Source organism: Bradyrhizobium sp. Kon10, from assembly GCF_055807395.1.
The window spans coordinates 1-26,367 of record NZ_JBVVOZ010000013.1 but is presented as its reverse complement, the minus strand read 5'-3'; the positions used below and the strand labels follow the sequence as shown (position 1 = coordinate 26,367).

The window sequence follows — 26,367 nt, the reverse complement described above, 5'->3', positions numbered from 1 at the left end:
AGCAAAGCTCGTCGGAAAAGTCATCAGCAAAGAAATAATCAGTCTCCGCGTTCGAGGCCTTCGAGAATGATATCCGCTCCACCCAATCTATGGCTTGGGCGTCCTGACACTTGCGCCTTTCGCCGTGCGCCGTCGCAGAAGAGGCAGTAAATCGAAGTTTCCTCACACGATTGCGGTCAAACGCCGGCATTTCCTTGATAGCAAAGCCCGCCGAACAGGCTCTCCTGAACGTCTATTGGATGGAGAACTTTGGGACGCCGCTACGAACGTCGATTGCAAGTCAAGCAGAACTGTGGACCGTTGTGAACGCAAAGTGTACAAGCCCGGCCGAAGAGTAAGCCGTGCCAGCCCGACAGGAAGGGAGCGCAGAGCTTCAACGTAGACACACGTGTTCTTTATCCTCGGCAGGACAGAAATCTACCAGGTGCCATAAAGTGAGAATCGCTATCATTCAGTCCTGCTACATCCCATGGAAGGGATTTTTTGACCTAATCGGGCGATGCGATGAGTACGTGATCTTCGATCGCATGCAGTTCGTAAAACGACACTGGCACAATCGAAACCGCATCAAAACTGCCAAGGGCCTCGAGTGGCTCACGATACCTGTGGTGACCAAAGGGCGGTTCGACCAGGCAATCGACGAAGTCGTGATTGAAAAGCCGTGGGCCGAGAAGCACTGGCGGGCACTCGAACTAGCCTATTGTCGCGCACCGTTCTTCGACCTGCTCGCGCCAATCGTGCGGGCCTGGTACGAGCGGGCCGACAAGGAGACGCGTCTCACTGATGTGAATGAACTATTCACTCGCGAAATTGCAGGCCAACTTGGTTTAAGGACCCGCATTGTCCGGGATATCGTCTATCCCGCTGACGGTACAAAAACCGCGAGGCTTCTTGCGATCGCGCGCGCCGCAGGCGCGGACCGCTATCTGAGCGGCCCTTCCGCACGAGCGTACCTTGACGAGGCCCTTCTCGCCGCTGACGGAATCGCCACCGAGTGGATGAGCTACGACGGGTATCCGGAATATCCGCAGCTCCATGGTAGCTTTGAACATGGTGTGAGCGTGCTCGACCTGCTGTTTGACACGGGTCCTGGAGCATTCCGGTTCACCCAGCGTCGAGGCACGGACTGACGCACAAACCGCAATTACGGGCAAAGACACCCCGGTCGTGGTTGGAGACTTAGGCGGCTCTCATTGCTTACCCGAAATTGCTGATGCGCTACCCCTACTGGACGCCGCTCCGAGCCACGTAGTCGCCAGGTCCAGGTTGTTAGCACAAACAACTGTTCGCCCGTCGCATTATCCCTGACTGGCCGCCACACTTTGGCTACACAACCTTTGGTCAAGTAAGTGCATCAATCGATAAGACGGTCGGGAGAGTTCCGGATTAATGCCGATTCTGGCGCCCGGCTCCGGGAGCAGATCGGGCCAACTCAGAAAGCTTCCGGCGAAAAGCGGGAGCCACATGCCTTGAAGTTCGCGATTTAGGAGCTCCGCACGTTTGCGCGTACTGCTCGCCTGTCGTATGACAACTCGACGGTCGGTCATTCCCAATACCCAAGTATTGCAATGAAGCATCGGCGACTCTTATACTATTCGCGGCCAGCGGGCCTCCCCAATCAGAGGAGCGGCTGATGAAGCTTTCGATCGTCACCACCCTCTATCGGTCCGCATCCTACGTCCAAGAATTCCATCGGCGAACGATCGAAGCTGCTCGCAAGATCACTCCCGATATCGAACTGATCATGGTCAATGACGGTTCTCCAGATGAGAGCCTGGAGATAGCACTAAAGGTGCAGCGATCGGACCCTCGGGTCGTCGTCGTCGATCTCTCCCGCAATTTCGGCCACTACAAGGCCATCATGACCGGATTGGCTCATGCCTCCGGCGACCTCGTGTTCCTGATCGACAGCGACCTCGAGGAGCAGCCGGAAGACCTGACTCTATTTTACGAACGCTTTCGTCAGGGTGATTGCGACGTCGCGTATGGCGTGCAGCAGGCCAGACGCGGCGGGTTCCTGGAACGCACGGGCGGCGCGGTGTTTTTCGCGCTGGTCGACGCGCTTGGCGACCGTCCTTTGCCGCGAAATCTTGTGACCTCGCGATTGATGACCGCCGCATATGTCAAGGCGCTGATCCGGCACCGCGATCGGGAATTCGTCATGTCCGATCTCTGGGAGGTCACTGGATTTCGCCAGTTCCCGATGACTATCGCAAAGCTCTCGAGTTCGCCCTCGACCTATTCGATCTGGAAGCGAATCGATCTTGCGGTGAAGCATCTGACGACCTCTTCGACACGACTGTTGTATCTCGTTTTTTATACCGGGCTTTTGATCTCGATGACTTCGGTTTGCGTCGTGATCTACTTCCTGGTTCGTTACCTCACGAATGGTATCGGAGTGAGCGGATTTACCTCGCAAATCATTTCGCTGTGGTTTCTCGGAGGACTGATCACATTGATCCTGGGAATATTGGGAATCTACATGGCCAGCATTCTGGCCGAAACCAAGCGCAGGCCCTACACCATCGTGCGTTCTGTTCACCGCTCCACCAACCTGCCTGTCGGGGAGCAGAGGCAGCCCGCCTCTCTCATTGGAGTCGAAAGCCAAGAGTGACAGAGCAAAGGCAAGATCAAATCCTGTCCGACGTCGCGGCGTACTATAGCGCCCGGCTCGAGGCCCACGGGGCGACACCACGCGGCGTCGATTGGAATGGGACTGAGTCGCATCAGCTTCGCCATCGCCAGTTTCTCCGGTTAGTTCGGCATGACCAAGACGGATCGATCATCGATCTCGGCTGCGGATTTGGGGATTTTCTAGGCTTTCTCAGAGGTGCGGGTCATCGTGGACATTTCAGGGGCTACGATGTCGCGCCGAGCATGATCAAGGCGGCTCGGGAGCTTCACGGAGAGGGCGGCGATCGGTGCTGGCACGTCGGAGCGTCACCCAATGAAACGGCCGACTTTGCCATCGCCAGCGGCATATTCAATGTCAGGGCTGACGTCGGAGATGAAGTGTGGCTCGGATATATCCGCGAAACACTGGACGTCCTCGCCTGCGCCGGACGGAAAGGATTTGGCTTCAACGTCCTGAGCCTGTCGAGTGATCCTGACCGGCGCAGACCGAACCTTTACTATGCAGATCCGTCGGAGATGCTCAGCTACTGCCTTTCGCGCTACGGCCGATCGGTCGCGCTCTTGCAGGACTATGGACTGTACGAATTCACGGTCCTGGTACGGCATCCAGAGGTGAAGCCTTGATCGAAGTGGCCTCATCGACCATACACTGCCCGCTTTGCGCAGGCGGCGCCGCCGCGCTGAAGCTCCCGCATCCGTCCCGATCGATGCTCAGCGACGGAAGGTTGATCCCCCGCGCATTGGCCAAAATGTCCTGCCTTGCGTGTGGCTCGGCATTTCATGCGTCGAGCACGGCAGATGACGAAATTCGCGCTATATACGAGGATGACTACGAGCTCGCTACTACTGCCCCGAAGTCGGATGCTGCTCGGGCCCGGGCATACGGGGACTGGATCCGCGGCGAATTCAACCCGCCGAATGCTGTTCTGGAGATCGGCTGCGGCTCCGGAGCGCTGCTGTCGGAGCTCCTGCGAAACTGGCCTGATGCGCGTGCGTGCGGCGTGGATCCAGCCTTGCCGGCGACCGCCCAATCACAGCAGAGGCTCAGGCTTGTTCGCGGATTTATCGAGGATGTACCGGCCGACATCGGTCCTTTCGATCTGATCGTCGCAGTCAATGTCATTGAACATACGATCAATCCGAGCGGGTTTCTCCGGTTGCTGCGTGATCATCTTGCACCGAACGGACGCATCGTCATCATATGCCCGGACGGACATTCGCCGAACGTGGAGCTGATGTTCTTCGATCATCTCTACAGCCTCACGCGAGACGGCCTCCGGATCTGCGGCAGAGGCGCCGCTTTGGCGACGGAAAAGCAAATGCCCGCGCCGAGCAACCTCGGCGATTTCCTGATGTCGATCTTCGCCGTGCAGACCGACCACCGTGACACCCCTCCCGTGCGCGATACGGATCCGGCCCGTCTCCATTCCGAGCGGCAAATCTACCTTGAACACTGGCAGACGTTGGACCGGTTCCTCCTCGATCAGTCCCGATCCGCCGCAGGCCTGTTGACCTTCGGCGCCGGCCAGACTGCGGCCCTGCTGCGAGCCTATGCGCCAGAGACCTGGGCGCTGATCGACGCGCTCGTGCTCGACGACCCGCCCGAGGCCTGGGATCTCGGGCGACCGGTTGCGTCCTACCGGGATGCGGTTCAGAATCCCGGCCAGGCGACCCTAATCGCGACCGCGCCTCACGCTCAGCAAGCTGTTGCCAAGCGACTGGAACGTGATGGCCTCCATCCAATCACCTGGAACGAGCTGATCCCGAGATGAATACGCCGCAACATGATGCGCCCCGACGCTATGGTGTCCTCGAACAGGCGCAGTCGATCAATGAGGTCGAGAGGACATGCGAGTCCATCCGCCAACTGGGATATGGCGTGATCGACGGCGGCTATGGCCGCGAACAGTTGGCAACGTTGGCTGGCGCTTTTGATCGGGCGCAGGAGGCTTATGCGGCCGGCCACGGCGGCATCGATGCGCTCAGGTCGATTGACGAGCATAACACCATCCGGTTGCCTCTGGCTCACGATCTGGCTTTTCTCGAACTGGCTGCCAACAGCAGAATTCTGGATATCTGCAGTCGGCTGATCTCCGGCTACGCGGTGCTCAACCAGCAGAACGGCATCGTGAATCCGCCGAATGGGAAGTCGTACAATCAGGGCGCATGGCATCGGGACTTGCCGTATCAGCATTTCGTATCTTCTCGTCCACTGGCCATCAATGCCCTGTTCTGCCTCGATGCGTTCACTTTGGAAAATGGAGCTACGATGGTGCTGCCGGCCTCGCACCGTCAGGAAGCCTTTCCATCGGATCATTTCGTGACGACCCAAGCCTTGCCCGTTGCCGCGCCTGCGGGCTCGTTCATCGTGCTCGACTGCATGGTATTCCATAGCGGCGGCGTCAACACGACAGGGCGGCCACGGCGTGCAATCAACCACGTCTACACCATTCCGTTGATCCGCCAGCAGATTGACCTGCCAAATGCGTTGGGAGACGAGTTCACCGGCGACAGTAAGCTACGCAGATTGCTAGGCTACGATGTACGTCAGCCTGGCTCAGTCGCTGAGTACCTCGCCAGACGCCCGAAAAACCCCTGAGGGCCTCTAAAGAGGAAAAGGACCTTCCCACACCGCTAGACCGAAGCCGGTCGCCCCGTATCCGTTGCCGTTGTACGCCAACCACAGGCGATCGCGATGCCAGAACAGGGAAGGATAGCACGTCATTTCGCTATCCCAACCGCGATCCGAGGCCTCGAGCCCCATCCCGGCGTCGAGCCGCGTCCAGCTCACCCCACCGTCGCTCGAAGCGGCGGCGCCGATACGGTAGTTCTGACCGCGACACGCAAAGCACATCAACAGATTGCTACCGACCTTGGTCACGCTCGGACGGGCCAGCGCATACTCAGCTTCGTTCGCGAAACCGATCACAGTCCTGCCGTCCCGCCTCCAGTGAATTCCATCAACTGATCGCGCCTGCTTGATCACGTGCTGCATGTCGGCATTGCCGACCGCAGGCAAAAGATTTGACCCGTACCACATCCGCCAGTCCTCGGGCGCGAACGGCAGTACGCAAGGGTAGGACAGCGTGTACGGGTCCTCTGGCGAGCGATCCAGAATCGGACCAAGCGAATATCGCGTGAATGTACCGCCGAGGGATGAGGATCGCGCGAGGCCGATGGAATTTCGCCAAGGCGAGCGAGTTCCGAGATTCCAGCCCATATAGTAGATCGAAATCCCGCTATCGGTAGCGACGACGCTCCCGATTCCGACGCCGCTGTCGTCGAATGCGCCATCCGCTCCAGGTGCAAGCACGGGGCTTTGCGCGACATCGTGGACGCGAGGCGCCTCGCACACCTCCACGTCTGCCCATCCGACATGCGAGCGCATGTCCGCATCGCGCGAACTGCAGAAGAAGCGAAAGATGTCTCCTCTCAGATGTGAGGGAGTGGGCAACGCCGCATGGCTCCGCGCCCAAGGCAGCGTTCCGCTCGAAGCATAGACAAGACCCAGGCGTTGCCACGGCATCGCGCGACTCAGAGCTTTCGGAGACGATTGCTGGGCACCGGTGAGCGTTCGGATCCGCGCGGCGCAATCACCGAAAGGTCCGGCTGATCTTCGAGCACCAGAGCGCCTGCGCCAAGGACGCATTTCCTGCCGACCGTCACATGATCGCGGATCGTGACGTTCACGCCTACAAAACTTGCCTGCCCGATCCGCACGCCGCCAGACACAACGATATGCGACGCGAGGAACACATCATCCTCAATCGTCGAGTGATGGCCAATATGATTGCCGCTCCACAATGTCACGTTGGCGCCAACCGTCGCAAAGGGCTGGATAGTATTGTCTTCAAGGATAAAGCAGTTCTCCTTGAGCTCGAAACCGGGGAACACCGTGGCGCGGCTGCTCAGGTAACTTGCGAGCCGATAACCCTTCGACCTGGCGGCCGCGACTTTTTCCGCCCGGACCGCGTTGATCTTGGCGTAGCTGACAGCAACGAAGAAGCTAAACCCGTCGGGCGGAAACTCCTCGGAGATCTGTTCGAAGGCGACGACCGGACGTCCACGAAATTCATGCTGCTTCAGAAACGCGGAATCGACCGCGAAAGCCGCAACCTCGTAAGCGGAATCGTGCGTAAAGTAAAAATCCGCCAACTCGGCGATTTCACCGATCCCGAAAACAACAATACGCTGCTTCTGCACAGATTCTCCTGCTGCAACTTCCCACAACGATTTTGCGCGCATCCTGATTGTGGGGCGCAAATTCCTGCTGTCCTCGCGCCCGGTCGGTTAGCTGGCCAACCGGTCCCGACAGTTGCCTCTACGCCCACGCTGACGCCCGACTTTTCGATAGATGGACCAGAGGATCACGTCCAGCCCCACCTGTCCGTATCTTACTCTGAAGAGAACTATCGCGTCCAACAGGATTTGTCTGGATCAGGTGTCCCCCGGATTGAAGCCAACTTCCGTCGAGGATAGGCGTTCGGCACCGCTCCGCTCGCTTGCGCTACTCTTTGACATTTTTGGGCCGATAGGCGGCGCGTCAGCACCACACCGGCGTTACACGCCTGTCGGAGCTGCACACGATTCAATGATGAAGAATAAACCCGGCCAGCAGCTCTTGGTGAAGAGCGAGTTGATGTCCGACGCCATCGGCAATGTATTCGCCGACGCTTCCTATGCCGACAAAGTCCGCTGGGTTGACCGCGAATTTGACCGGGTCCGGGGCGGTCGTTAGCTGCGAGAAATCGAAGCCGCCGGAGTGCCACTGCTCACCGGTGCCTGCTCCGAACACGAAGCCATCTCTGGCGGCGGCAACCTGTCCGGCAGTATTCGTGCTAGTAGGAATGCCGATCGCTCCATCGCCATTTAGGTCTTGATGGAAGCTAGCTTCAAGCGTTTCCAGCGCCGTGCTGTTGCCCGGCCCCGGCATGTAGAAGTTTCCGATATAGTTGCCGTTGGTGTCCGTGCTCCACACCGAATACTGGCTCGTGGTGGCATTCTTCCAGGCCACCTCGTAGCCGTTCGTCACCGGCTCCACGCCGATTGGAGCGTAACTGCCGAACTGACCTGCGGTAACGGCGGCCCCTTGATATTTCAGCATCGGTCCCGTGCCACCGGCAACGGGATTCAGAAGATAATTGTTGCCTGACATTACCAGGGTGCTCGTTCCGATCGCCTCGATCACGGACTGGACGATGCCGATCGTGCCGTCACCGTTCAGGTCCTGATGGAAGCTGGTTTCGAGCGTTTCCAGCGCAGTTCCGTTTGCCGGACCCGGCATGTAGAAATTGCCGGTATAGTTGCCACTGGAGTCCGTGCTCCAGACAGAATACTGACCCGTGCTCGCGTTCTTCCAGGCTACCTCGTAGCCATTCGTCACCGCCTCGGTGCCGATCGGAACATAATTGCCGAACTGGCCGGCCGTGACGGCGGCCCCCTGATATTTCAACATCGGTCCGGTGCCGCCGGCAACTGGATCGAGAAAATAATTGTTTTCTGACACGATCAGGGAGGTCGTTCCGGTTGCCTCGAGCACGGACTGGACGATGCCAATAGCACCGTCACCGTTCAGGTCCTGATGGAAGCTGGTTTCGAGTGCTTCCAGGGCAGTGCTGTTGCCGGGACCCGGCATGTAGAAATTGCCGGCATAGTTGCCGTTGGCGTCCGTGCTCCATACTGAGTACTGACCTGTGGTTGTGTTCTTCCAAGCCAGCTCGTAGCCGTTCGTCACCGCCTCCGCGCCGATCGGAACATAATCGCCGAACTGTCCCGCAACGACCGACGTCCCGCTGTATTTAATCGACGGACCGGCACCGCCGGCTGTCGGATTTACAAAGTAATTGCTGCCGGCCTGCACTAGGCTCGTCGCGCCATAGGCCTCGATCGTCGTCGGTGAGCTGACGGCAAGATGGAATCCCAGCGCGTCGAGCTGCTTCAGATCCGTCTTCGTCAATCCCTGAATGGTGGTGCTGGTGTAGTATTCGTTGAAGGGATCGTTAGGCCCCTGCACGCCGCCGTTCAGGAAGTCGCTCGGGTCGGAGTTCCGGCCGTAGTCGGCGATCTTGGTTACGCCGTTATCGAGGGAGAAATACGCCGCAGGTGCAGTCGCGCCCCCCTGAAAGAGTCGGGCGTTGGGGCTGGTGAAGCGGAACAGGTCAAACACGTCGGGCGCCGAACCATAGGGCACGCGGCCCATCGCATGGGTGAGTTCGTGCAGCGCGACGCCAACCAGCAGGTTGGGATTGATGTCGGTGGAAAAATTTGCGCTTGCGTCGTCCGTCGTGGTGTCGTTGGCGCCAATGACGCCCCAGAGCTTGAGCTGCGCATTCCAGACTGCGACGTTCGATTGTCCCTGTATCGTGGTTCCGGTCGGCAGGCTGTTGAACGTGGTGTCGCCGGCGCTCGCATTGTTGACCAACTCCGAGCGGGTCCACGCATAGGTTTCATAGTAGCCGCTGTCCGGGCCGGCCGCAGCGCCGCCCCCCGTGCCGCTGTAGTCGATATTGATGTTGACGGTGATCTTGTCGGTGATGTCGGCAGCCAGGATCGAGACCGCCTGCTGCAGGCCAGCCTTGAAGCTGGCGGGCGCAGCCTGTGCCGCCGCGTCGAGGATAAGGTTGATGATGATGCCGCCGGAGGTGACCGACATGACGGAGCCCGTCGTGGTGGTCGAGCTCGCAGTGGTTCCCGCGGTGTCCGGGAAATAGCTTCCCTGAATGCTATTACCGACAACAGTATAGAAGGGGTCGTCGGAGAGCAGGCCGTCCTGGGTAAATGTCGATCTCATCGTCTCGTCTCGACTTTGGGGGTCCGGCGTACATGCAGCGCAACAGCAATCCGCATTTTGCGTCAACCCTATCAGCGTCACCTAAAGAATTGATCCGCCACTGTTAATTTGTGGTTTCGGCGGAGGGCAAACACGACCGGGCCCGGCAACCATTTGTCCACCCCGCCGACTCGACCGGAGCTAATTACCAGTAATTGCGGGAGGTTTGTGGCAAAAGCCGGGGTCGATAAGCCGTGTGGCCTGTTCCCCAACGCCGGCCATTGAGTTTCCGCTAGATTTGCCTAATCAGAAGCCGGCGTATCGTCCTTACGTCCGGAGTTCCCCGCAAATGCCCTTCCCACATGCCTCGGAAGCCCTGTCGCGCTTCACCGTGCTCGATCTGACCCGCGTCCGGTCTGGCCCAACCTGCGTGCGACAGCTCGCGGACTGGGGCGCCAATGTCGTCAAGGTCGACGCGCTGACCGAGGACGCCGGCGGCGAGCAGCCGGGCGGCCCGCGCCGGGGAGCCGATTTTCAGAATTTGCACCGCAACAAGCGGGCGATGACGCTGAACCTGAAGGACGAGCGCGGTCTTGCCGTCTTCAAGCGCCTCGCCGCCAAGGCCGACGTGGTGGTCGAGAATTTCCGGCCCGACGTGAAGAAGAAGCTCGGGATCGGCTATGAGAGCGTCGCCAAGATCAATCCGCGCATCGTCTATGGCAGCATCTCCGGGTTCGGCCAGGACGGTCCCTATCACAAGCGTCCAGGCTTCGATCAGATCGCGCAGGGAATGGGCGGCCTGATGTCGATCACGGGGGCGCCGGGCGAGGGCCCGATGCGGGTCGGCATTCCCGTCGCCGACCTCACCGCGGGCCTGTTCTGCGCCATGGGCATCCTCACCGCGCTGCTCGAGCGCGAGGTCTCGGGCAAAGGCCAGTGGGTGCAGACTTCGCTGCTCCAGGCGCAGATCTTCATGCTCGACTTCCAGGCCGCGCGCTGGCTGATGGAGAAGGAGGTGGCCCAGCAGGCCGGCAACAATCACCCGACCAGCATTCCGACCGGCGTGTTCAAGACCTCCAACGGCTACATCAACATCGCCACCACGGGTGGCCGCATCTGGGAACGCTGTGCGCAGGCAATCGGCGCGCCTGAGCTCTACAGCCATCCCGACTATGCGACGGCGCCGTCCCGCTCCAAGAACCGCGCCGCACTTAACGCCGAGATCGAGAAGCGCACGGTGACGAAGTCGACCGAGACTTGGGTCAGGGAGCTCAACGAGGCCGGCGTACCTTGCGGACCGATCTATGCGATCGATCAGATGTTCGAGGATGCGCAGGTCAAGCATCTCGGCATCGCCCAGGACGTGCCGAACGAGGAGGGTCGACACATCCGTCTGGTCGGCCAGCCCGTCACGCTGTCGCGCACGCCGAGCAAAATGGTGGCGCGGCCGCCGGAATTCGGCGAACAGACCGATGAGGTACTAAAAGAGTTTGGCTTCGGCCTCGAGGAGATCACCAGGCTCCGGGACGCCAAGGTGGTCTGACGCAGCACCGGCTCCCGAGCGGGACGTCAGCTGGTCAGCTCTTCTGGAGCGAGTGCTTGAAATAGGCGATCGTCTCCTTCAGGCCGTCCTCGAGCGCGACCTTCGGCTTCCAGTTCAGGACCGCCTTGGCCCTGGTGAGGTCGGGCTGACGTTGTCGCGGATCGTCCTGCGGCAGCGGCTTGAAGATCAACTTGGAACGCGAGTCCGTGAGCTCGATGACTTTCTCTGCAAGCTCCCGGATCGTGAACTCGGAACTGTTCCCGAGATTGATCGGACCGGTGACGTCATCCCCAGTCAGCATCAGCCGCATGATGGCCTCGACGAGATCGTCGACATAGCAAAACGAGCGGGTCTGTTCGCCGTCGCCGAACACGGTGATCGGCTCGCCCTGGAGCGCCTGGACGATGAAGGACGACACCACGCGCCCGTCATTGGGCTGCATGCGCGGGCCGTAGGTATTGAAGATGCGCGCGATTTTGATCGGGAGGCCGTGCTGGCGCCAATAGTCGAAGAACAGCGTCTCGGCGCAGCGCTTGCCCTCGTCGTAGCAGGAGCGGATGCCGATCGGGTTGACGTTGCCCCAGTAATCCTCGGTTTGGGGATGGATCAGCGGATCGCCGTAGACCTCGCTGGTGGATGCCTGGAATATGCGCGCCCTGAGTCGCTTGGCGAGCCCCAGCATGTTGATGGCGCCATGCACAGAGGTCTTGGTGGTCTGCACCGGATCCCGCTGGTAGTGGATCGGCGAGGCCGGACAGGCCAGGTTGAAGATCGCGTCGACCTCGACGTAGAGCGGGAAGGTGACGTCGTGCCTGACCGGCTCGAACAGCGGATTTGCGATCAGGTGGGCGATGTTGCGCCGGCTGCCCGTGAAGTAATTGTCCGCAGATACCACCTCGGCCCCTGCATCGAGCAGTCGCTCGCAGAGGTGCGATCCGATGAAGCCCGCACCCCCGGTCACGAGGATACGGCTGGTCTTGTAGCTTGCGAAAGACAATTTGGCCGCCATTTTGATCGAAAAGGTCCCGATAGTCAGCCGAGCAGATACCGTATCGACGCCAGCTGCAAGCGCCACAACTGTCCGCTCGATCAGAAAGATACCGCAAGGGCGCCTCTTGGTCCGTGGATGTGGTTTACCGCCGTTCGATGCCGGCTACGCCCGTTGCGTCCATCCAATGCAGCCCAACAATCTGTCGATCACCGGCCAGAACAGCAGCAGGATGGCCAGCGTCGTGATCGAGCCGACCAAGCCATTCGACCAGAACACCTTGAGGTCGCCACCAGAGCCGATCATCGACAGGCGGAAGGCATCCTCGGCGCGGTTGCCGAGCACCAGCGCCAGCGTGAATGGCGCCAGTGGAATCCCGATCTTCTTGAAGACGTAGCCGACGACGCCAAAGCCGAGCATCAGCCAGATGTCGAACATCGCGTTCTGGATCGCATAGGCGCCGATCGCGCAGGACACCACGATCATCGGTGCCACCGCGGCGAATGGCACACGCAGGATCGAGGCGAAGATCGGCACCGTCGTCAGCACCAGCACGAGGCCGACGACATTGCCGAGATACATCGAGGCGATCAGGCCCCAGACGAAATCCTTGTGTTCGATGAACAGCAGCGGACCCGGATTGAGGCCCCACACCATCAGCCCGCCGAGCAAGATCGCGGCGGTGCCGGAGCCGGGAATGCCGAGCGCCAGCATCGGCAGCAGCGCCGAGGTGCCGGAGGCGTGTGCCGCCGTTTCCGGCGCGAACACGCCCTCGATGCGGCCCTTGCCGAAACTCTCGGGATCATTTGAAAAGCGCTTGGCAAGATTGTAACCCATGAAGGACGCGGCAATCGCACCGCCCGGCGTGATGCCGAGCCAGCAGCCGATGAAGGAGGAGCGCAGCAGCGTCACCCAATATTTCGGCAGGTCCTTCCACACGCTCAACACCACGCGCAGCGAGATGCTCGCGGCATGACCGCGCAGCGCCAGGCGCTCCTCCATCGTCAGCAGGATCTCGCTAATGCCGAACAGGCCGATGACGGCGACCAGGAAGTTGATGCCGCGGAGCAATTCGGCCGAGCCAAAGGTCATGCGCAACTGGCCCGACACCGTGTCCATGCCGATGCCGGCAAGCAGAAGGCCGAGCGACATCGAGATGACCGTCTTGTGCTTGGCCTCGCGTCCCAAGCCGACGAAGGAGCAGAACGTCAAGAGATAGACCGCGAAGAACTCGGGCGGGCCGAACTTCAGCGCAAAGGACGAGATCATCGGCGCCAGGAAGGTGATCAGGAGCACTGCGACCAGCGAGCCGATGAAGGAGGACGTGAACGCTGCGGTCAGCGCCTCAGCCGCCCTGCCCTGCTGCGCCATCGGATACCCGTCGAAGGTGGTCGCGACCGACCAGGCTTCGCCGGGAATGTTGAACAGGATCGAGGTGATGGCGCCGCCGAACAAGGCGCCCCAATAGATGCAGGACAGCATCACGATCGCCGAGGTGGGATCCATCGTGAAGGTGAGCGGCAAGAGGATCGCGACGCCGTTGGGGCCGCCGAGCCCCGGCAGCACGCCGACGAAAATGCCGAGCACCAGCCCGACCATCATCAACACCAGCGTCTTCCACGTGAGCAGGACGGCGAAACCGTGGATCAGGAGACCGAACGCTTCCATCGCAACCTGCTCTAGTAGCCGAACGCCGCTTCCAGCGGGCCCTTCGGCATGATGACGTCGAAGGCGATGTCGAAGGTGACGAACATGATCGCCGTGAAGAGGAAGGCGGTGAGCAGCGACTTCCACAGCGCGATCTTGCCGACGAGGCGCATGAAGCCTGTGATCAGGAAAAAGCTCGCGACATAGAGGCCGAGAAACTGCGTCACCAGGCAGAACAGCAGCGTCGGCACGAACACCGCCATCACGCGGCGCGCCTGCGCGCGCGTGACGAAGGTCTTGGACGCTTCACGACACGCGAGTGGTGCGGTGACCAGACCATAGATGCTAGCGCCGCTGAGGATAATGGAGAGGTAGAACGGGAAATATCCGGGCTCGGGCCCGGTCGAATCCCAGGAGGCGCCAGTGCGCCAATTGTCGTAGCCGAGCGTTGCGGCCAGCGCGAGCAGCAGAAGGTAGACAACGATTTCGACCGTGCCGGAACTCGCAACGGCAGGGGAGTTATCTTCAGGCGCGGTGGGATCGTCCACGACGATTTCAAGATCGGTTTCGGACATGAGCTCTGGTGTAAGGCTGGGAATTGTTCACCTCTCCCCGTTCTTGCGGGGAGAGGCATAGGCCGCCGACGGCGGCCGTTCTCGAAGACGCCGAAGCAAAGCTTCGGTACTGGCGAGGCGCCGGGTGACGGGCTCGCTTCGTGGGTTCGACTCACGGAGAACCCCCTCACCCCTGCCTCTCCCCGTAAGGACGGGAGAGGGAAAAGTGGAGAGGAGCAGCTACTTCGCGACGAATCCCGCTTCCGTCATCAGCGACTTGTTGAGCGCATCGTCTTCCTCGAGGAATTGTACCATGTCCTTGCCGGTGAGGAAGATCGGCTTCAACGCCTGCTTCTCCATGTAATCCCTATACTCTGTGGTCTGCGTCACCCTGTGGAACAACTCGACATAGAACGCCTGCTGCTCTGGCGTGACCTTGCCGGGCAGGAACATCGCGCGCAGCATCAGATACTGGACGTCGACGCCCTCCTCCTTGCAGGTTGGGATGTCGGCCCAGGACTGCGTGTCCGTCACCTTCGCGGTGTAGGAGATGCGCTCCTTGTCGAACACGCAGAGCGGACGAACCTGTCCGGCGCGCCAGACTTCGAGATTCTCGCTCGGATTGTTGACGTTGGATTGGGTGTGGTTGCCGACAAGCTGGGTCGCGGCTTCACCGCCGGACTTGTAGGGCAGATAGGAGAATTTCGCTCCGGTCTTCTGCTCGAGGAACACCGTGAGCACGTGATCCTCTCGCTTGGAGCCGGTGCCGCCCATCTTGAACGGAGCGCTTGCGGCCTTTGCGGCCTCGACGAACTCTTTTACCGTCTTCGGACCGGCACTGTTATCCCACAGCACGAACTGGTCGAGTGCGACCACCGACACCGGGGTCAGCTCGCGCCAGTTGAACGGAATCTTCGCCGACAGCGGCAGCATGTAGATCAGCGAATAGGCGATCAGCACCTTGTTCGGATCACCTTCGCTGGACTTCATGTACATTAGCGCCTCAGCCCCTGATGCGCCGCCCTTGAGCGAGACCACAATCGGCTGCTTCATCAGATTGTTCTTCTGGATCGCGGCCTGCATCATGCGGGTCATCTGATCGGAGGCACCGCCTGCGCCCGCCGCCACCACCATCTCGACCGGTTTTGTCGGTTCCCAGCCGGCAACGGCAGGGGCGCACAACAATAGCGCTGCCGCGGCGCCGACAGCCTTCACTGGAGTTCGCACGAGTTTCGTCCCCTGGTTATTTTGGTTTTGTACTGCCGAGATCTATCTGAGCATTGTGCGGAGTAAAGCTGGCGGGTTCAAGCAGGCGGGCATCCAGCTGCATATGACTTTCGGCTGAGGCCAGGCGGAGAGGGGCTACTTGCCCTTCCAGTTCGGTGTGCGCTTGTTGAGGAAGGCGTCCATGCCCTCGCGAAAATCTTCGCTCATATAGGCCTTGAGGATCAGATCCTCGCCCTCTTCGCGCGACAGTGTGCGGCGGATGCGTCGCACCGCTTCCTTGGTGGCCTCGAGCGTGAGCGGTGCATGGCTTGCGACAAGCTTTGCGGTCTCATCGGCGCGGCGCTGGAGCGTCTCGACGTCGGGCACGACCTCGTTGAGCAGACCGAGCGCCAGCGCCTCCGGTGCCTCGACCAGGCGCGCCTTGAAGATCAAATCCTTGGTGCGGGCCGGACCGACCAGCGAGACGACGCGGCTGATGTTCGACATCGACAGGCAGTTGCCGAGCGTGCGCGCGATCGGAAAGCCGATGCGGGTTGTTTCGGTGCCGATGCGGAGGTCGCAGCAGGCGGCGATGCCGGCGCCGCCGCCGGTGCAGGCACCTGCGATCGCCGCGATCACGGGCACGCGGCACTGCTCCAGCGTTCCGAGCACGCGGTCGATCCGCGCCTCGTAATCGAGTGCGTCCTGCGCGGTCTTGAACGCACGGAACTGAGAAATGTCGGTGCCGGAGGCGAATGCCTTGTCGCCGGCGCCGGTCAGGATCAGCGCCTTGATCCAGCGGTCGCCGTTGATCTCCTGGCAGATCTCCGCCATGCGCTCATACATGGCGAAGGTCAGCGCGTTACGTGCCTGCGGGCGGTTGAAGGTGATCCGCGCGATGCCGTCCGTGACGGAGTAGAGCAGGTCTTCGCTGGTCGTCGTCGGTGCGTTCATCGCGCGCTCGCTTCTTCTTCAAGTTGGATCGATCAGGCCACCTGAGCCTTGGCCATCGGCACCGCGTCGCGTCCCTTCAGGACGTCCATGGCCGCCAACACGCCGCCGCTCCGGTGCGGGATCTTGGCAAGGTCCAGGCCCATCTCGACGCCGGCGAGCGTACCCATCAGCATCAGATCGTTGAAATGCCCGATATGGCCGACGCGGAACAACTTGCCCTTGACCTTGTTCAGGCCGGTGCCGAGCGACATGTCGAAATTCTCCAGCACCACCTTGCGGAAGTGATCGGCGTCATGGCCGTCGGGCACGCGCACGCCGGTCAGCGCCGGCGAATGCGCAGCCGGATCGGCGCACTGCGTCTCCAGGCCCCAGACCTTGACCGCGGCGCGCGTCGCTGCGCTGTGACGCTTGTGGCGGGTCCACACGTTCTCGAGGCCTTCCTCCTCCAGCATCTTGACGGCCTCGCGCAGGCCCATCAGCAGATTGGTGGCGGGCGTATAGGGGAAGGTGCCGAGCTTGTTGAAGCTGATGACTTCCTGCCAGTCCCAATAAGAGCGCATGCCCGGATTGGCTTTGGCGACGGCGAGCGCCTTCTCCGAGACGGCGTTGAAGCCGAGCCCGGGCGGCAGCATCAGGCCCTTCTGGGACCCTGCGACCGAAACGTCGATGCCCCAGGCATCGTGCTCGTATTCCATCGAGCCGAGGCCGGAGATGGTGTCAACCATCAGCAACGCCGGATGCTTGACGCGGTCGAGCAGCTTGCGCACCTCGAGCGGCGGCGTCACGCAGCCGGTCGATGTCTCGTTATGGACGACGCAGACCGCCTTGATCTTATTCTGCTTGTCGGCGATGAGGCGCTGCTCGATCTCGGCAAGGTCGGCGCCATGACGCCAGTCGCTCGGGATGAAGTCGACGTCGAGCTTGAACTTGTCGGCGATACTGCGCCACAGCACGGCGAACTGGCCGGTCTCGCACATCAAGACCTTGTCGCCGGGGGCGAGCACGTTGACCATCGCGGCTTCCCAAGCGCCGGTGCCGGACGATGGGAAGATGATCACGGGCTGATTGGTGCGGAACACGCGCTGCATCGCGGCAAGCGCGGCGAAACCGAGCTCCGCGAACTCCGCGCCACGATGATCCAGCGTCGGCATGTCCATCGCCCGCAGCACCCGGTCGGGCACGTTGGTCGGTCCTGGAATCTGGAGAAAATGCCTTCCAGTGTGCACGGTCATCGGCGTCCTTCCCGGTCTTTGAGTCTGTCTTTTGAGCCTGTCTTGGCTTTGAGCCCAGCTTGACTTCGAGCCCTTCTGGCCTGAAGGGGGCTGCGCGAGCCGCTCGAATATCACTATTCGCCGGGCTTGTCCCTCGCCCGGCGGGGTCCGTCAATGCACAAGAAGCAGGGCTCGCCTTGCCAAGGACCGTGACCGTAGGCAAGACGGGGGCGGCGAATAGGCAAGAGCGGACCATGGCGGCGGAAGTACCCGGGAAATCACAGGAATCGGCCAAAACGGACGGCATCGCGGCACGTCTCGCCCGAGAGATCACCGGCGACGTCCTGTTCGATCCTTTCAGCCGCGGCCGCTATGCCACCGACGCGTCGTTCTACCAGATCGTGCCGGCGGGCGTGGTGGTGCCCAGGACCATGGACGAGGCGCTGCGAGCGCTGGCGATCGCCCGCGACGAGGGATTGAAGGTCACCCCGCGGGGCGGCGGCACCTCGCAATCCGGCCAGACCGTCAATGACGGCCTCGTCGTCGACCTCTCGAAGCACCTGACCCGCATGCTCTCGCTCGACGTCGACAACCTCATTTGCGTGGTCGAGCCTGGAATCGTGCTCGACGACCTCAACCGCCAGCTCAGGAAGCACGGCCTGTGGTTTCCCGTCGACGTCTCCACGGCGTCGCGGGCTACCATCGGCGGCATGGCCGGCAACAATTCCTGCGGTGGCCGTAGCTTGCGCTACGGCACCATGCGCGACAACACCCTGTCGATCGAGGCGGCGCTCCCCGCTGGCACGCTGGCGCGCTATGGCGAGGTCTCGCGCGATCTTTCCGATGTCGATGCGGGCAACGGCGCCCGCGCGCTGTTCCGCGACATGCTCGATCTCGGCGCCCGCGAGGCCGACGAGATCGTGGCGCGCTTTCCCAAGGTGCAGCGGCGCGTCGGCGGCTACAATCTCGATGCGCTGGTGCCGCGCAACGCGCCGAACAACATGGCGCATCTGCTGGTCGGCTCCGAAGGGACGCTGGCCTTCACCACCAAGGTCGAGCTGAAGCTGTGGCCGGTGATCCGCAATAAGGCGCTCGGCATCTGCCATTTCGGCAGCTTCTACGAGGCAATGGACGCCGCCCAGTATCTGGTCAAGCTGAAGCCGATCGCGGTCGAGCTGGTCGATCGCACCATGCTCGCGCTCGGCCGTGACATCGCGATGTTCCGGCCGATCATCTCGGCCGCGATCAAGGGCGATCCGGACGCCGTGCTGGTGGTGGAGTTCGCCGAGGAAGACCAGGCCGACAATCTCGTGCGCCTGAAGCAGCTCGGCGAATTGGTGGGCGATCTCGGCTTCGGCTGGAACAACGACAGGCGCAAATGGGGCGGCGTGGTGGAGATCACCGGGCCCGCGCTGCAAAGCGGCATCGCCGATTTCCGCGCCGCCGGCCTCAACGTCATGATGTCGATGAAGGAGGCAGGCAAACCGGTCTCCTTCGTCGAGGACTGCGCGGTGCCGCTGCCGCATCTCGCCGACTACACTGCGCGCTTGAATGAGGTGTTCGCAAAGCATGGCACCAGCGGCACGATGTATGCTCATGCCTCCGAGGGCTGCCTGCATGTACGTCCCGTGCTGAATTTGAAGCTGGAGAAGGACGTCAAGGCGATGCGGGCCATCGCGGAGGAAGCGTTCGCGCTGGTGCGCGAATACAAGGGCTCGCATTCGGGCGAGCATGGCGACGGCCTGGTGCGCTCTGAATTCCATGAGAAGATGTTCGGCGAGCGTCTCGTCGCCGACTTCAAGGAGGTCAAGCGGCGCTTTGATCCAGCCGGCGTCCTCAACCCCGGCAAGATCGTCGATGCGCCCAAGATGGACGACCGCTTGCTGTTCCGCTACCGGCCGGACTATCGCGTCGGCGAGCTGAACACCAAGCTCGATTGGTCCGCTTATCCCGGCGCCGGCGGCGGCTTCCAGGGCGCGGTCGAGATGTGCAACAACAACGGCGCCTGTCGCAAGCTCGAGGGCGGCGTGATGTGCCCGTCCTACCGCGCGACGCGCAACGAGAAGGATGTCACGCGAGGGCGTGCCAATACACTGCGGCTCGCGATCTCCGGTCAGCTCGGCCCGGATGCATTGTCTTCGGATGAGATGATGGAGACGCTGAAACTCTGCGTCTCCTGCAAGGCCTGCCGCCATGAATGCCCAACCGGCGTCGACATGGCCAAGATGAAGATCGAGGTGCTTGCCGCGCGCGCGGCCTCGCATGGCCTGACCTTGCGCGACCGGCTGGTCGGCTACCTCCCGCGCTATGCCGGCATGGCCTCGCGCTTCGCGCGGCTGGCGAACCTGCGCAACCGAAGTCCGTTGCTGCGAAAGCTGTTCGAGCGCGTCGCCGGCATCAGCGCGCGCCGCGCGCTGCCCGCTTTCCGCAGCGACGTGTTCGCGCCGTCCGCGGATGCCGTTGGTCCGGAGGCCGGGCACGAAATCGTGCTGTTCGCCGACACTTTCAACCGTATCTACGAGCGCGAGAACCTCGAGGCTGCTCTGCGCGTGCTCGGGGCCGGCGGCTATCGCGTGCATCTGCCGAAGCCGTCAAGCGGCGGCTGGCCGCTCTGCTGCGGCCGCACATTCCTCTCGGCCGGTCTCGTCGACCAAGCCAAAGCCGAACTTGACCGGCTGGTCGCCGCCTTCGCGCCCTTCGCCGCCCGCGGCGTGCCGATCGTGGGCCTGGAGCCGAGCTGTTTGCTGACGCTGCGCGACGAGCTAGCCTCGCTGCGCAAGGACGATGACGCTAACGCGGTCGGCGCCCATGCGCTGACCTTCGAGGAGTTTCTGGTGCGGGAGGCCGAGGCCGGCCGGCTGCAACTGCCGCTCGGTGCTGTCGCCGACAAGGCCCTGGTACACGGCCATTGCCATCAAAAATCCTTCGGCGCCTTCAAGCCGGTCGAGCAGGTGCTGCGCCTGGTGCCCGGCCTGAAGGTCGAAACCATCGAGTCGAGCTGCTGCGGCATGGCAGGCGCCTTCGGCTATGGCAGCGACACCTACGATGCCTCGATCGAGATGGCCGAACTGTCGCTGCTACCCGCCGTGCGCGGCGCGGACCCGACGACGCTGGTCGTTGCCGACGGCACCTCGTGCCGGCACCAAATCCAGGACGGCACGCAACGCGAAGCCCTTCACGTCGCGCGCGTGCTGGCGATGAGCCTCGATCGCGCCAAAACCCACTCCACCACTCCCGTTGCAAAGGAACCCAGCCATGGCTGAACTGACCCTCGACACCGCCCGCAAGATCCTCGACGCCGCCTTCGCAAAGGCCACGGAGTTGAAGCTCAAACCGCTCGTCGTCACTATTCTGGACACGCGCGGCGTGCTCAAGCTCGCCGCCGCACAAGACGGCACCAGCCTGATGCGCGCCGAGATCGCCCACGGCAAGGCCTATGGCGCGCTCGCCATGGGCATGGGCTCGCGCGCGCTGTACCAGCGGGCGCAGGAGCAGGCCTATTTCATCGACGCCGTGAACACGATTGCAAAGGGCGCGCTGGTGCCGGTCCCCGGCGGCGTGCTGATCCAGGACGGCACGACCCTGCTCGGCGCTGTGGGAGTCTCCGGCGACACCTCCGACAATGACGAAGCATGTGCTGTGGCAGGTATCCAGGCGGCGGGGTTGAAGGCCAACGCGGGGTAGCATCCGTGAAGGATGGATCTTCGGGACCGGTGATGAACGACAAACTCCCGAAAGATGTGGGCGACGATACGCTGCTCGTTTTCCGCCCCCGGCCGGATCACGACCCGATCAGTCTGCAGATGCTTGCGTTTGCCTTTAGCAAAGATGCCCTTTGAACAACCGCTTTCATCGATCAGTTCTCGTTCGAGGCCGAACCCCGCGGACTGCCTTGCTTGAACCGAGATTAGCGACGCGGCAGGCGCCAGCATGGACCTTGACCGAAAATTCTCGTGAGTATTCGGCCGCCATTACCCGTTTGAGATTCTTCACGATGCTCGCGATGACGCTACCCTTATTGTCGAACTGCTCCGCACAATAGCAAACCTTGATCCCCGCCTGGCGGCAGGTAAACTCGTAATACGCGCTTTCATCGATATCTTGAAATCTCCCCCAACGGCTCACGTCATAGACGAGGATGTGGTCGAAAATCCGTCCGGCCGCAACGGACGTCATCCATAAGCTCGATCAACCCTTCGCGGTGCTGGATGCAAAGACCGCTTCGCACTTCGTCCGTATAGGTACGCACAATGAGGAGATCACGCTGTGCGGCATACACCGCGATTGCGGCCGCCTGGATCTGCGTTGAGTGACGCTGATTGTCCGTTGACATCCGGATGTATTGGGCGGCCCGTCCGCATTTGTCGGACATAGCAGATCGGACCCGGGGCGAATGATTAGGGCGTCGGCCATGCGCGCCCTCCGCTGCGGAGCTGCTCCACTTCGGTCTGGCGCGGTCACCAGAGCAATGAAAAGCCGTGCTTGCTCAGCCGGCCTAGCACGGCGGAACAGACGAGGGAAAACAGGCCGCCCCACAGCCAAGAACGCCCGCGCGCGGCACTGATAGATCTCAGATACAGGAAGGCCCCAAGCAGGGTTCCGTAGTTCCTTCTGAAGTCGCCGTTGAGCTTAGCGATTCTGGACAGATCGCAGGAGATATTGACCTCGTCAGCCATCACACTGGTCTCCCAATAGTTTAGAGCCAGCGCCTTATGAAGCACTGATTTGCCCAACGGAGCAAGCCAAATTTCGGTATTTCGAAAACGTTCCTCAGGGCCAGCCGGTCGTCCTTGACCAACACCTGGCCCGATCTCGCGGGATCTCTCTAGCTCTAGCGACTTGACTCCATCGCCTCCGACCTCCGATGCAGATGCGCCTCGGAAAAGCAGCGCGTCGCCCCACTCACCGGGCTAGTGACCGCCTGAGGCGCGCAGCTCTTCCAAAGCTGGCCGCCGCCGCTGTCGACGATCAAGGCACTAGGGGCTGAGACGGCGCCGAGGTGGTGGGCAGCCACTCCGATCCGAACTCCGTGTCTATGACGCTGCTCGGAGCGGCGGAGCCGAGGGCAGAGCGCAGTTTGTATCCGGAGGCGCTCAACTGCGCGCACATCGACTGCACCGCGTCCGCTGTCATGTTATCACCTGCCGCCTCGAGGCCGACCAGCCGTTCAATTCGTCGATCAGACGCAGTCCTTCGCTCTGGAGCAGGACAGCAATGGCCCGGCTCTGTCGATCTTCAATCAGCAGCTCAAAAATGAGTGCAAAGATCCATCCTGATTCCGAGCGTAGCGGGCCAGGCCAGCCGCGGCTGACTCGCGGCCGTCGTAGTTTGAGAATTCCGGCAACTCCCGCAGCAGCTGCTGCGGGACTGTCCGTGGTTGCGGGAGGCGCAACCGCGGATAGCAACACTCGCGCAAATTGCGAGCTGATCGAGGCCACCCCTGCGTCCCGAACGCAGTGGACATGTTCTAAGTTATTGATGTTTGTGCTTTAGCAGTCGTTCTCTTCCCGTTTTGTTCACGTACGTTTCACCCAAATTCCTTGCGATTTCGTTGCGGCGTTACCCTACGAGAACAGCGCTTGCTAGGGCGTTGGAATCTTCGGAAGTTCAATGCGTTTGGCCGGAGTCGGAGCAAGCCCGGCGAACAAGCGGGGCCGTTGAGACGGCCGCCTCGCAAAGACTCGTGCCGCGACCACTTGTACGCGACGCCCCAACTTAAGACCGCGAGAATGACCTTTTGTCGTGGGTTCGATTCCGGCCAGGGGCACCAACTAGGCTGTTCAAGCCAGTTCGAAATCGTCCGCAACCATCCGCGCAGTGCTCAGAAGCCCTTGAAAAATGGGCCTTTCTGCGTACATACGCGTTCGTCACCGTTTGTTCTTATCCGATCCCAGCCGGCCGGTTTGCTGGTATTTTTGCTGGTATCGGGAGAACAAATGGCCGATACCTTCGTCGAACTGCAGAACAATCCCGAGGCGGCCGAGATGCCGCACGCCGATTGGCTCGGCCTCCTCGTCGATCGCGAGGTTACCGCCCGCGACAACCGCCGCCTCACGCGCCGCTTGACCAGTGCCAAGCTCCGTCAAGCCGCCGCCATCGAGAACGTCGAGTATCGCACCGCCCGTGGTCTCGACCGTTCGCTCTTCCAGAACCTTGGCACCTGCCAGTGGATCCGCGACAGCAACCACCTGGTCATTGTCGGCCCAACCGGCACCGGCAAGTCCTGGCTGGCCTGTGCGCTCGGGAACAAAGCCTGCCGCGACGGCTTCTCCGTCCTCTACAAGCGAACCACCCGCCTGTTCGCCGATCTCGACCAGGCGCGCGGCGAAGGCCGTCTGGCGCGCCTGATCGCCGCGCTCGAGCGCGTCAATCTCCTCATCCTCGACGACTGGGGACCCGAACCGCTCACCGCCGACCAGCGCCGGGATCTGCTCGAGATCGTCGATGATCGCTACGACAAGGGAGTCCCCGTGTCGCAATGGCATGACGTCATTGCCGATCCTACCCTCGGCGATGCGATATTGGACCGCATCATTCACAATGCCCATCGCATCGAGCTCAAGGGCGACAGCCTGCGCCGTCAGGCTGGCGAAAAGAGAAAACCGTGAGCACCTCGCGCCCGATCGCCCCGCCGGCCCACAGGCCCTCCCGCGCGCGTCGCTGCGTCGCTCGTGGGGGCACTCCGCGCCGCGCACGGGTCCCTCCCATGGACCGCCGGGACAATCTTCGAACCAAGCCGCCAGCCTTGACGAGGAGGCCATTTCCAGCACACTTAAACCCGTCAGCCGTGTTCGCCTCCGCACCTGATCACGATCACTGGAATCCGTGATCACCATCGCCTGGAACACCTGATCACCATCCCTGGAATGTGCATTCAAAGGGGGAAAGAGAGCGCCGAACGCGATCACCACAAGCGACGAGCGCAACCACCGTCAGCCCGATCGTGCCGGGGAGCCGCAGAAGAGTCCGGTTAAGGAGCCCGAATGTCGACGCAAGACACAACAGCACGGCTATGAATGAAAGTGGTGCCATGCTCTCATCCGCTCACGCGCGGCGCGTCCTGGACTGGCGGGTCTGGTTGCTTCCGCAGTCCGGATGCCGAAGGCCTTCCTGCGGCCGGTAAGGATGCCGGGTCGCGCCGGCGTTGCCTACTTGTGCCCGCCAGCATTCTGATGGCTGGAGGAGCCCGTTGCCGGAGAAGCTGAATTGGCTGCGCCTGACCCCGACCCGACGGTGCTGGAGCCCGAACTCATGGCCTCGAAGACCGACATGCCGTGCGGTCCGATCGTCATGACCACCGGGTTGCCGTCGCTGGATTTGGCTTGGACGACGAATGACTGCGCGACGATCTTCACGTCGGTAAACCCGGCATTCTCCAGATCCTTCCTGATCTTCTGAATCGCAGCCATGTTCTGTGCTGCCCGGCCGCCGTTCTGGGCTTGATCCCCCGAGTTCTTCTGATCGCTGGCGCTGGAGGCCGCGTCCATCTGCGAGCTATTAACCGGAGCTGAGGTCTGCGCGAGCCCAGAAGCGGCTGAGCATGCGAGCAATGCTGCGACGAGGATCAACTGTTTCATGACGTTCTCCTGGCTTGGACAATTTAGGGGGCACCGATCGGCGCGGCCCCCACATGCTGCGCTGGTGGTCTCGCTCATGACGGTACGATCGGAAAAGCAGGAGTTGATCAGATTGTTTCTAGTAGCCGATCCTCAACGATCATTGCCAGATGTGCACAGCGGGACAAAACGATGAGACAAATAGAAACCCCTGCGCGGCCAATTCATTGGGCTCCCAGGGATCACAGGAAGAACGCAATGGCTGCACATGCTGGAGAAGCCGCGGAGCAAACCGGCGATTTTCGCTGTGAGCGATGCCACGAAACGACGCACGTTGCGAAGGGGCCCAAGATCCCAAAGTGCCCGAATTGCAGGAATACGAGCTTCGACACGCGTCGGAACGAACCGTAGGGCGCGCGGGTCTCACGAGCGAACCACGCCTTCGCGCCGTGAGGTTCACGCCAAAGTGGCTTGCCTAGGCGTTGAACTGACCGAAACCAACAGTGTCGGACCTGTCGGTCATTCCCGTTGCGCTCTTTCTTTAAAAAAGCGGTCGATATCCGGTGGTCGGAGATTCACGCGGTAGCCGCGCCTATCCCATGATGTAGCTTGCACTCCTCGGCTGCACGTTGTCGCAGCGGCTGCGTCGCTTGCCGGCTGACGGGACGCCCGGCAGCCGCGAGGCGCATCTCCCGCGGCCGAGCCCCCTTGTGGGGTCGAAGGAGAGGATGGTTTAAACGCTACCTCGGAAGAGCACAGCGGGCACACTTTTGAGGGACTTGCCCCGGCAGATCCCGAGCCGAATAGTAGTGCATGAATAAGGTCGATCTCAGCCGCACGCGCGACTATCAAAAGTCGACTGTTCGCCACGCCGCCGTAGCAAGGGGCGCTGATGAGGATGAAGGTGTACGCTTTTTTCGTGGCCTGATAATTGGGGGTGCGATCAGCCTACTGCTCTGGGCTGGCCTCTTTGTTTGCGTCAAAATACTCATCTTGCTTGCGTCAAAATGCTCACCAGGCCTGATCTGCTTTCCTGAAGATTGGGCGGATAGCGGACTAGTACCCCTTTCCTTAGAGGGTGAGTGATGATTCAAGATCGGGATGGTACCCGAAGGAAGAGAAGTTCAGCTTTCGCGGAAAGATCGCAAGGTGTGAGGCGCGTTGTCGCTCGCCGGTGACATTGCAGCGCGATTTAAAGCGGGCGCGGATCGTTCTATTGGCGGCGGAGGGACGCAGCACCCGGTCGATTGCCAAGGAAGTTGGGGTCCAGCCGCGGATTGTCAGCCGTTGGCGGCATCGCTATGC

25 protein-coding genes and 1 pseudogene are annotated in these 26,367 nt (G+C 61.5%); 13 read left to right on the top strand and 13 right to left on the bottom strand.

What is annotated here, in order from left to right:
• Positions 1 to 434 precede the first annotated feature (434 nt).
• The 5 genes from AC0L2O_RS19225 to AC0L2O_RS19205 all read left to right on the top strand — a co-directional run bounded on the left by AC0L2O_RS19225 (position 435) and on the right by AC0L2O_RS19205 (position 5,233).
• The gene (locus AC0L2O_RS19225) at positions 435 to 1,130 is read left to right on the top strand and encodes a WbqC family protein (protein ID WP_473370791.1); all 696 of its coding nucleotides are present in this window, start codon (positions 435 to 437) and stop codon (positions 1,128 to 1,130) included.
• A gap of 503 nt (positions 1,131 to 1,633) precedes the next feature.
• A complete protein-coding gene (locus AC0L2O_RS19220) occupies positions 1,634 to 2,614 on the top strand; it encodes a glycosyltransferase family 2 protein (RefSeq protein WP_473370790.1) in 981 nt (326 codons plus the stop codon).
• A complete protein-coding gene (locus AC0L2O_RS19215) occupies positions 2,611 to 3,258 on the top strand; it encodes a methyltransferase (RefSeq protein WP_473370789.1) in 648 nt (215 codons plus the stop codon). Before AC0L2O_RS19220 ends, AC0L2O_RS19215 begins: the two co-directional genes overlap by 4 nt.
• 5 nt (positions 3,259 to 3,263) lie before the next feature.
• Complete coding sequence (locus AC0L2O_RS19210; RefSeq protein WP_473370909.1) at positions 3,264 to 4,406, top strand: class I SAM-dependent methyltransferase; 1,143 nt, start codon at positions 3,264 to 3,266, stop codon at positions 4,404 to 4,406.
• A complete protein-coding gene (locus AC0L2O_RS19205) occupies positions 4,403 to 5,233 on the top strand; it encodes a phytanoyl-CoA dioxygenase family protein (protein WP_473370788.1) in 831 nt (276 codons plus the stop codon). Before AC0L2O_RS19210 ends, AC0L2O_RS19205 begins: the two co-directional genes overlap by 4 nt.
• A gap of 6 nt (positions 5,234 to 5,239) precedes the next feature.
• On the opposite strand, the gene AC0L2O_RS19200 is transcribed toward AC0L2O_RS19205, so the two are convergent.
• From AC0L2O_RS19200 to AC0L2O_RS19190, 3 genes are all read right to left on the bottom strand, one after another.
• Positions 5,240 to 6,160 carry a hypothetical protein gene (locus AC0L2O_RS19200; RefSeq protein WP_473370787.1) on the bottom strand — a complete coding sequence of 307 codons (921 nt, stop codon included), beginning with the start codon at positions 6,158 to 6,160 and terminating at the stop codon, positions 5,240 to 5,242.
• Between the two features lie 8 nt (positions 6,161 to 6,168).
• A complete protein-coding gene (locus tag AC0L2O_RS19195; protein WP_473370786.1) occupies positions 6,169 to 6,837 on the bottom strand; it encodes an acetyltransferase in 669 nt (222 codons plus the stop codon).
• Positions 6,838 to 7,222: 385 nt separating this feature from the next.
• Positions 7,223 to 9,424: an NF038122 family metalloprotease gene (locus AC0L2O_RS19190; protein WP_473370785.1), complete on the bottom strand. Its 2,202-nt coding sequence runs from the start codon at positions 9,422 to 9,424 to the stop codon at positions 7,223 to 7,225.
• A gap of 328 nt (positions 9,425 to 9,752) precedes the next feature.
• On the opposite strand from AC0L2O_RS19190, the gene AC0L2O_RS19185 reads away from it, so the two are divergent.
• A complete protein-coding gene (locus AC0L2O_RS19185; RefSeq protein WP_473370784.1) occupies positions 9,753 to 10,946 on the top strand; it encodes a CaiB/BaiF CoA transferase family protein in 1,194 nt (397 codons plus the stop codon).
• Positions 10,947 to 10,980: 34 nt separating this feature from the next.
• Here AC0L2O_RS19185 and AC0L2O_RS19180 read toward each other — a convergent pair whose 3' ends face one another.
• From AC0L2O_RS19180 to AC0L2O_RS19155, 6 genes are all read right to left on the bottom strand, one after another.
• Positions 10,981 to 11,955 (bottom strand): UDP-glucuronic acid decarboxylase family protein, encoded by a 975-nt coding sequence (locus AC0L2O_RS19180; RefSeq protein WP_473370783.1) that lies wholly within the window; start codon positions 11,953 to 11,955, stop codon positions 10,981 to 10,983.
• Positions 11,956 to 12,099: 144 nt separating this feature from the next.
• Positions 12,100 to 13,602: a tripartite tricarboxylate transporter permease gene (locus tag AC0L2O_RS19175; RefSeq protein ID WP_473370782.1), complete on the bottom strand. Its 1,503-nt coding sequence runs from the start codon at positions 13,600 to 13,602 to the stop codon at positions 12,100 to 12,102.
• Between the two features lie 11 nt (positions 13,603 to 13,613).
• Positions 13,614 to 14,156, bottom strand: coding sequence for a tripartite tricarboxylate transporter TctB family protein (locus AC0L2O_RS19170; RefSeq protein ID WP_473370781.1), 543 nt, complete (start codon positions 14,154 to 14,156; stop codon positions 13,614 to 13,616).
• Between the two features lie 219 nt (positions 14,157 to 14,375).
• Positions 14,376 to 15,362 carry a tripartite tricarboxylate transporter substrate binding protein gene (locus tag AC0L2O_RS19165; protein WP_473370780.1) on the bottom strand — a complete coding sequence of 329 codons (987 nt, stop codon included), beginning with the start codon at positions 15,360 to 15,362 and terminating at the stop codon, positions 14,376 to 14,378.
• Positions 15,363 to 15,497: 135 nt separating this feature from the next.
• Positions 15,498 to 16,295 (bottom strand): enoyl-CoA hydratase/isomerase family protein, encoded by a 798-nt coding sequence (locus AC0L2O_RS19160; protein WP_473370779.1) that lies wholly within the window; start codon positions 16,293 to 16,295, stop codon positions 15,498 to 15,500.
• A 32-nt stretch (positions 16,296 to 16,327) separates the two neighbouring features.
• The gene (locus AC0L2O_RS19155) at positions 16,328 to 17,527 is read right to left on the bottom strand and encodes a pyridoxal-phosphate-dependent aminotransferase family protein (RefSeq protein ID WP_473370778.1); all 1,200 of its coding nucleotides are present in this window, start codon (positions 17,525 to 17,527) and stop codon (positions 16,328 to 16,330) included.
• A 233-nt stretch (positions 17,528 to 17,760) separates the two neighbouring features.
• On the opposite strand from AC0L2O_RS19155, the gene AC0L2O_RS19150 reads away from it, so the two are divergent.
• The 3 genes from AC0L2O_RS19150 to AC0L2O_RS19140 are packed head-to-tail and all read left to right on the top strand — an operon-like array spanning position 17,761 to position 21,345.
• Positions 17,761 to 20,769: an FAD-binding and (Fe-S)-binding domain-containing protein gene (locus tag AC0L2O_RS19150; protein WP_473370777.1), complete on the top strand. Its 3,009-nt coding sequence runs from the start codon at positions 17,761 to 17,763 to the stop codon at positions 20,767 to 20,769.
• Positions 20,762 to 21,190, top strand: a complete 429-nt coding sequence (locus AC0L2O_RS19145; protein WP_473370776.1) for a GlcG/HbpS family heme-binding protein — start codon at positions 20,762 to 20,764, stop codon at positions 21,188 to 21,190. Before AC0L2O_RS19150 ends, AC0L2O_RS19145 begins: the two co-directional genes overlap by 8 nt.
• 32 nt (positions 21,191 to 21,222) lie before the next feature.
• Positions 21,223 to 21,345 carry a hypothetical protein gene (locus AC0L2O_RS19140; RefSeq protein ID WP_473370775.1) on the top strand — a complete coding sequence of 41 codons (123 nt, stop codon included), beginning with the start codon at positions 21,223 to 21,225 and terminating at the stop codon, positions 21,343 to 21,345.
• Positions 21,346 to 21,355: 10 nt separating this feature from the next.
• Here the strand turns inward: AC0L2O_RS19140 and AC0L2O_RS19135 are convergent, their stop codons facing one another.
• The 3 genes from AC0L2O_RS19135 to AC0L2O_RS19125 form a co-directional block, all read right to left on the bottom strand.
• Positions 21,356 to 21,682, bottom strand: coding sequence for a recombinase family protein (locus tag AC0L2O_RS19135; protein WP_473370915.1), 327 nt, complete (start codon positions 21,680 to 21,682; stop codon positions 21,356 to 21,358).
• Complete coding sequence (locus AC0L2O_RS19130; RefSeq protein WP_473370908.1) at positions 21,633 to 21,839, bottom strand: recombinase family protein; 207 nt, start codon at positions 21,837 to 21,839, stop codon at positions 21,633 to 21,635. Before AC0L2O_RS19130 ends, AC0L2O_RS19135 begins: the two co-directional genes overlap by 50 nt.
• 124 nt (positions 21,840 to 21,963) lie before the next feature.
• Positions 21,964 to 22,182 carry a hypothetical protein gene (locus tag AC0L2O_RS19125; protein ID WP_473370774.1) on the bottom strand — a complete coding sequence of 73 codons (219 nt, stop codon included), beginning with the start codon at positions 22,180 to 22,182 and terminating at the stop codon, positions 21,964 to 21,966.
• Between the two features lie 1,260 nt (positions 22,183 to 23,442).
• Here AC0L2O_RS19125 and istB point away from each other — a divergent pair.
• Entirely contained in the window at positions 23,443 to 24,114 is a 672-nt protein-coding gene (istB, locus tag AC0L2O_RS19120) for an IS21-like element helper ATPase IstB (RefSeq protein ID WP_473370773.1), read from the top strand.
• Positions 24,115 to 24,654: 540 nt separating this feature from the next.
• On the opposite strand, the gene AC0L2O_RS19115 is transcribed toward istB, so the two are convergent.
• Positions 24,655 to 25,083: a hypothetical protein gene (locus tag AC0L2O_RS19115; protein ID WP_473370772.1), complete on the bottom strand. Its 429-nt coding sequence runs from the start codon at positions 25,081 to 25,083 to the stop codon at positions 24,655 to 24,657.
• A gap of 171 nt (positions 25,084 to 25,254) precedes the next feature.
• Between AC0L2O_RS19115 and AC0L2O_RS19110 the strand changes: the two genes are divergently transcribed.
• The 3 genes and pseudogenes from AC0L2O_RS19110 to AC0L2O_RS19100 all read left to right on the top strand — a co-directional run.
• Entirely contained in the window at positions 25,255 to 25,473 is a 219-nt protein-coding gene (locus AC0L2O_RS19110; RefSeq protein WP_473370771.1) for a zinc ribbon-containing protein, read from the top strand.
• A 402-nt stretch (positions 25,474 to 25,875) separates the two neighbouring features.
• Positions 25,876 to 26,148 (top strand): hypothetical protein, encoded by a 273-nt coding sequence (locus AC0L2O_RS19105; RefSeq protein WP_473370770.1) that lies wholly within the window; start codon positions 25,876 to 25,878, stop codon positions 26,146 to 26,148.
• 15 nt (positions 26,149 to 26,163) lie between these two features.
• Positions 26,164 to 26,367, top strand: a pseudogene (locus AC0L2O_RS19100) (helix-turn-helix domain-containing protein); the annotation flags it as partial.